Annotated in this window: 7 protein-coding genes and 1 tRNA gene; all 8 read right to left on the bottom strand. The window is 61.8% G+C overall.

The features are described 5' to 3' along the window. Positions 1-2 precede the first annotated feature (2 nt). Positions 3-79, bottom strand: a tRNA-Pro gene (locus EPO09_RS09145). 64 nt (positions 80-143) lie between these two features. Beyond that, positions 144-692: a MerR family transcriptional regulator gene (locus EPO09_RS09150; RefSeq protein ID WP_290642364.1), complete on the bottom strand. Its 549-nt coding sequence runs from the start codon at positions 690-692 to the stop codon at positions 144-146. 79 nt (positions 693-771) lie between these two features. Then, on the bottom strand, positions 772-1,131 hold the full coding sequence (locus EPO09_RS09155; RefSeq protein ID WP_290642366.1) for an integration host factor subunit alpha: 360 nt from the start codon (positions 1,129-1,131) through the stop codon (positions 772-774). Between the two features lie 20 nt (positions 1,132-1,151). Next, the gene (gene pheT / locus EPO09_RS09160; RefSeq protein ID WP_290642368.1) at positions 1,152-3,581 is read right to left on the bottom strand and encodes a phenylalanine--tRNA ligase subunit beta; all 2,430 of its coding nucleotides are present in this window, start codon (positions 3,579-3,581) and stop codon (positions 1,152-1,154) included. A 36-nt stretch (positions 3,582-3,617) separates the two neighbouring features. Continuing rightward, positions 3,618-4,664, bottom strand: a complete 1,047-nt coding sequence (locus EPO09_RS09165) for an NAD(P)-dependent alcohol dehydrogenase (RefSeq protein WP_290642369.1) — start codon at positions 4,662-4,664, stop codon at positions 3,618-3,620. Positions 4,665-4,738: 74 nt separating this feature from the next. Continuing rightward, entirely contained in the window at positions 4,739-5,788 is a 1,050-nt protein-coding gene (locus EPO09_RS09170; RefSeq protein WP_290642371.1) for a phenylalanine--tRNA ligase subunit alpha, read from the bottom strand. A gap of 96 nt (positions 5,789-5,884) precedes the next feature. Then, positions 5,885-6,244, bottom strand: a complete 360-nt coding sequence (gene rplT, locus EPO09_RS09175) for a 50S ribosomal protein L20 (RefSeq protein WP_058089095.1) — start codon at positions 6,242-6,244, stop codon at positions 5,885-5,887. Positions 6,245-6,298: 54 nt separating this feature from the next. Beyond that, the coding region (rpmI, locus tag EPO09_RS09180; RefSeq protein WP_290642376.1) for a 50S ribosomal protein L35 at positions 6,299-6,488 on the bottom strand (190 nt) is incomplete at its 5' end.

The raw sequence follows: 6,488 nt of genomic DNA on the forward strand, positions 1-6,488 counted from the left end.
TTTGGTCGGGGCGGCGGGATTCGAACTCGCGACCCCTTGCACCCCATGCAAGTGCGCTACCAGGCTGCGCTACGCCCCGACGAAGACTTAGACTATAGCATGGGTTTTTTGCTTTTCTAAAAGCTCGCTCAACATTTTTGTCATCAAGACAACAAATCGCGGATCGACAGCAGCGCTTCGCGCAACGCCATGACCGAATCCGGGCTCAATTTGTCCAGATCCGGGATGGCCGGAACCATCCAGGCGGCATCCGCCATCGCCGGGGTGCTGGCCTGCAGGGCACGCGCAGCACGCCCGTCATACGAAGCCGTGGAAGCAGGCACAGGGCGCACACCACCTGGCAGGCCCTTGGCACCCGGATTCGCATTCAAAGGCTCTTCGACCACGGCATCCAGGTCATCCGGAACCGCTGCCAACACGCCCATCTCGGCCAGTTGATTGCGGGCCCCACTGATGGTGAAGCCTTGCTCGTACAGCAACTCGCGAATACGGCGAATCAACAACACCTCATGGTGTTGGTAATAACGGCGGTTGCCACGGCGCTTCATGGGTTTGAGCTGGACGAACTCCTGCTCCCAGTAGCGAAGCACATAAGGCTTGACCAGGCACAACTCGCTCACCTCACCGATGGTGAAGTAGCGCTTGGCAGGAATGGGGGGCAAAACGCCCTCGACGCGGTCCATGGATCCCATCGCAGACTACAGATCAGTTTCCCGATGTTCCGTAAAAATCCCCATCAAGATCAACAAGATCGGGAAAAGGTTTCAGACTTTACTCCAAGTCTTCACCAGATGGAATGTCGCCCTGCACCATGCCTTTGAGCTTCTGGCTGGCATGGAAGGTCACCACATTGCGCGCCTTGATGGGAATCGCCTCGCCCGTGCGGGGATTACGCCCTGGGCGCGGTGCCTTGCGGCGAATCTGGAAGTTGCCAAAGCCCGACAGTTTCACGTCAGTGCCTTGCACCAGGGTGTCGTTGACCTGCTCGAAAAACGCCTCGACCATGTCCTTGGACTCACGCTTGTTGAGGCCCAGGCGCTCAAACAGCATGTCGGCCAGTTCGGCCTTGGTCAGGGTTGGTGTCTCGATGGTCGGCAACAACACCGTCAGATCACTGATCTTTTCGCTCATCTCTCAGGCCCTCCCCGGCCTCAGGCACGAACCCGTGCGCCAATACCGCTGTCCAGGGAAGCCAGAACGGCCTTCATGGCGGCTTCAATGCGCTCATCGGTCAAAGTCTGCTCATCATCGCGCAGTTCCACGCGCACAGCCAGACTGCGCTCGTTGTCGGCGATGCCGGCCACGGGTGTCTTGGGCTTGTAGATGTCGAACAAACGGGCGCCACGCACCAGGCCTTCGCTCGGGGCCTTCGTGATGGCGGCGATCAGCGCATCGTGAGGCGTGCTGTCTTGCACCACCAGGGCCAGGTCACGGTAGACCGACTGCATCTTGGGCACGTTGGTGAACGATGGCACCACACGCTGCACCAGCACATCGGCATCCAGTTCGAACAGCACCGGGGCCAGCGGCAAGTCATACGACTGGCGCCACTTGGGGTGCAACTCGCCCACAAAGCCCACGGCCTTGCCGTCCACCACCACCTGCGCGCAACGGCCAGGATGGAAGGCAGGATGCTCGGCTGCGACGAACTGAGCCTGACGCGGCGCCAGCAAGGCCTCCACATCACCCTTCACATCGAAGAAGTCCACATTGCGAGCAGCCGCACCCCATTGCAGGGCATCTGCCGAGCCATAGGCCAGGCCACTCACGCGCACGGGCTGATCGAAACCGGCCACGGTCTGCGCGCCATCCTGCACGGAGGCATCGCGCTTGAACACGCGCCCCACTTCGAAGATACGCACGCGATCAGCCTTGCGCGACAGATTGGTCTTGAGCACCTCGACCTGGCTACCGATCAGGCTGGAACGCATCACGGCCAGCGGGCTGGCGATCGGGTTGAGCACGCGGATGGGGTTGGTGTTGCCCGCGAAATCGGCTTCCCACTTCTCTTCCACGAAGCTGAAAGTGATGGCCTCCTGGTAGCCACGCGCGGCCACAGAGCGGCGCACGGCGTACAGGCCACGCTGTGCCTCCGGGCGCACTTGCGAGGTCACCGGAGCCTTGGGCGCACGCTTGGGCAGCTTGTCGAAGCCGATCACGCGCACCACTTCTTCGATCAGGTCTTCCTCGATCTGGATGTCAAAGCGCCAGCTCGGTGGGACGACCACCAGATGCGTGTCGTCCTTCTTCGCCTGCGCCGTGAATGGCAGATCCAGGCGCGTCAGCACCTGCTCGACTTCGGTCAGCGTGACAGGCATGCCGATCACGCGTTGAGCGCGAGACAGACGCAGCGTCACTGGCTTGCGATCGGGCTTCTGCACGATCTGATCATCCAGCGGGCCGGCCAGGCCACCACAGATGTCGATGATCAGGCGCGTGATGCGCTCGATGTAATCGGCCGTGGGCGCAGGATCTACGCCACGCTCGTAGCGGTGCGAGGCATCGGTCGAGAAGTTGTAGCGGCGAGCACGGCCCGCGATGGCCTTGGGCCACCAGAACGCAGCCTCCAGATAGACGTTGCGGGTATCGTCACCAACGGCCGTGGCGTCGCCGCCCATGATGCCGGCCAGCGACTCGACCTGATTGCCGTCCGCGATCACGCCCACTTGCTCATCCAGCGTGATGGTGTTGCCGTTGAGCAGCTTGAGCTGCTCGCCTGCCTTGCCCCAACGCACGGCCAGATCGCCGTGGATCTTGTCCAGATCGAACACGTGCGAAGGCTGGCCCAGCTCGAACATCACGTAGTTGGAGATGTCCACCAGCGGCGACACCGAACGCTGACCACAACGGGCCAGGCGGTCGACCATCCAGTCCGGCGTCTTGGCCTGAGGATTGACACCACGGATCACACGGCCGGCAAAACGGCCGCACAGGTCGGCGGCTTCCACAGTCACCTTCACGCGTGCGTCGATCTCCGGCTTGACGGGCGCCACGGCCGGCAAGGTCAGCGGAGCACCGGTCAATGCAGCCACTTCACGCGCGATACCTGCCACGCTCAGGCAATGCGCCAGGTTGGGCGTGAGCTTGAGCGTGAACAGCGTGTCGTCGAGCTTGAGGTGCTCGCGGATGTTCTGGCCGATCGGCGCGTCATCCGCCAGGATGTGCAGGCCGTTCGATTCTTCAGACACGCCCAGCTCGCGTGCCGAGCACAGCATGCCCTGACTCTCCACGCCACGCAACTTGCCCAGCTTGATCTTGAAGGGCTTGCCATCGGCGCCCGGCGGCAACTCTGCACCCACCGTCGCGCAAGGGATCTTGATGCCCGGGCGCACATTGGGCGCGCCACACACGATCTGCAGCACGGCGCCCGTACCGGCATCCACCTTGCACACGTTCAGGCGGTCGGCATCCGGGTGCTTGGCCACTTCCAGCACATGCCCCACGACCACGCCCGTGAACGGCGGCGCAACCGGTTGCAGCTCTTCCACTTCCAGGCCGGCCATGGTCAGGAGATCAGCCAGTTGCTGCGTGGTCAGGTCGGGGTTGCAGAACGTTCGCAGCCAGGACTCGGGGAATTGCATGTCAGTGATCCTTGGGAATCGGTATGTTTGTTTCGATCAGATGAGCTCGGACGGGTAATCCGCGTCCAGCACCACGCGATAACGGGCCTTGCCCGCGCGCAGGTGTTCCAGCGCATCGTTGATGCGGCTCATCGGGAAGTGTTCGGTTTGAGGCTCGATGCCGTGACGTGCGGCAAAGTCGAGCATGGTGTCGATGTCCTGGCGCGAGCCCGTGGGGGAGCCCGACACGCTGCGCTGGCCACCGATCAAGGGGAAGGCCTCCACCTCCATCGGTTGGGGCAGGATGCCCACGATGTGCAGACGGCCATTGGGGGCCAGCGTGCTCATCAACGCCTTCCAGTTCAGCATGACGTTGACCGTGACCAGCACCATGTCCAGCTTGCCGGCCACCTGCTTCATGGATTTTGCATCCACGCTGGAGACCACGTTGTGCGCCCCCAATTGCAAGGCCTCGTCGCGCTTGGATTCGCTGGACGTGAACGCGGTGACCTCGCAACCCCAGGCACGCGCGAACTTGAGCGCCAGATGGCCCAGGCCACCAATGCCGACCACGCCCACGCGGTGCGTCGGCTTGATGCCGAAGTTCAGGAAAGGCGAAAACACGGTGATGCCGCCACACAGCAGCGGGCCGGCCTTGGACGGATCCAGCTTTTCAGGGATAGGGCAAGTCCAGAGCCAATGCGCACGCACGCGCTCTGCAAAGCCGCCGTTGTGACCCACGATGGTCGGCACACCGGCTCGACACAGTTGCGGCTCACCACCCAGGCAGCTCTTGCAGGACATGCAACTGCCGGCCATCCAGCCAATGCCCACGCGTTGGCCGAGCTTCAAGCCCTTGGTGTTGGCGCCCAATGCCACCACCGTGCCCACCACCTCGTGACCACCGATGATCGGGTAGCCCGAGAAGCCCCATTCGTTGTCGATCAGGGACAGATCGGAGTGGCACAGGCCGCAATGCTCGACCTTGACCTCCACCTCTTCTGCGCCCAGAGGACCCGGCTCGTACGAAGTCGCCACAAGCGGCTTCGAAGCCTCTTGCGCAGCCCAGGCACGGATGGTGGTAGCGGCGGAAGTCATGGTCATGGCAGAGATCCTTAAGCAGATGTAGCGGGACTCAAAGCATCACACAAACGGCAAAGGCCCTGCGGCCCTCGCCCTTACTGGAATTGCTGCAGGAAACGCAGATCGCCTTCGTAGAACAGGCGCAGATCGTTCACGCCGTAGCGCAGCATGGTCAGGCGATCAGGGCCCAGGCCGAACGCGAAGCCGATGTATTGCTCCGGATCCAGGCCAAAGTTGCGGACCACGTTCGGGTGCACCTGCCCTGCCCCGCCCACTTCCAGCCAACGGCCCTTGAGCGGACCGGAAGCAAAAGCGATGTCCACTTCAGCCGATGGCTCGGTGAACGGGAAGAAGGACGGACGGAAGCGGATGTCCAGCTCGTCGGTTTCAAAGAAGGTGCTGAAGAAGTCACCCAGCACCGCTTTCAGATCCGTGAAGCTGACGCTCTCGCCGATCCACAGGCCTTCGCACTGATGAAACATGGGCGAGTGCGTGGCGTCGCTGTCCACGCGGTAGGTACGGCCCGGCGCGATCACGCGGATCTCGGGCATGCGTTCGCCCTTGGCGATGGCTTCAGCGTGTTGCTTCACATGCTGCACGGCATAACGCACCTGCATCGGGCTGGTGTGCGTGCGCAGCAGGTGGCCACCTTCGACATAGAAGGTGTCGTGCATCGAACGCGCAGGATGGTCTTCCGGCGTGTTCAGTGCAGTGAAATTGAACCAGTCGGCTTCGATTTCCGGGCCATCGGCCACAGCAAAACCCATCGAACCGAAAATGCCCTCGATGCGCTCGATGCTGAGCGACACGGGGTGCAGGCCGCCCTCGCCGCGACGGCGACCGGGCAAGGTCACATCCAGGCTTTCGGCGCGCAGTTGCGCTGCCAGTTCGGCATCAGCCAATTCCTGGCGACGCGCGTTCAGCGCGGCTTCGACCTGCTGCTTGGCCTGGTTGATGGCCGCACCACGGGTTTTCTTTTCCTCGGGGCTCAAGGCGCCCATGCCTTTGAGCAACTCGGTCACGCTGCCAGACTTGCCCAGGAAACGGGCCTTGGCGTTTTCGAGGTCGGCTGGCGTGGCTGTGGCGGCAAACGCTTCCTGAGCAGATTGCACCAGCGCCTGGAGATCGCTGTGGGTGTCGGTCATGGTCTTTTGTCGAAAAAAAAGGCCAACGTGATGTTGGCCTTTAGTTCACCGGCCTTGCGACCGGCGCAGCATCTAGCTAGCTGTCTGCTCGATTGATCAAGCAGCCAGTTGTGCCTTGGCCTTTTCAACGATGCTGGCGAAAGCAGCAGGATCGTTGACAGCCATGTCAGCCAGCACCTTGCGATCGATTTCGATCGAAGCCTTCTTGATGCCAGCAATGAACTTGCTGTAGGTCAGGCCCAGTGCACGGCTACCGGCGTTGATACGTGCAATCCACAGACGGCGGAATTCACGCTTCTTGGCGCGGCGGTCACGGTAGGCATATTGACCTGCCTTCATGACGGCTTGTTTGGCGATGCGGTATACGTTCTTGCGGCGACCACGGAAACCCTTGGCCAGGGCGAGAACTTTCTTATGACGAGCGCGGGCTGTTACACCACGTTTGACGCGAGGCATGGATTACTCCTTCGGCGTAAAAATCTAAAACCAGTGAGACGTTTCGTTGACCGATTACAGGCCAGCGAAAGGCAACATTTGAGCCATGTGGCCCATGTTGGTCTCATGCACGTTCACAGCGCCGCGGAGCTGACGCTTGTTCTTCGTGGTCTTCTTGGTCAGGATGTGACGCTTGAAGGCTTGACCGCGCTTGACGGTACCACCCGGGCGAACGCGAAAACGCTTCTTCGCACTGCTCTTGGTC

Source organism: Aquabacterium sp. (assembly GCF_004297345.1).
GTDB lineage: Bacteria > Pseudomonadota > Gammaproteobacteria > Burkholderiales > Burkholderiaceae_C > Aquabacterium.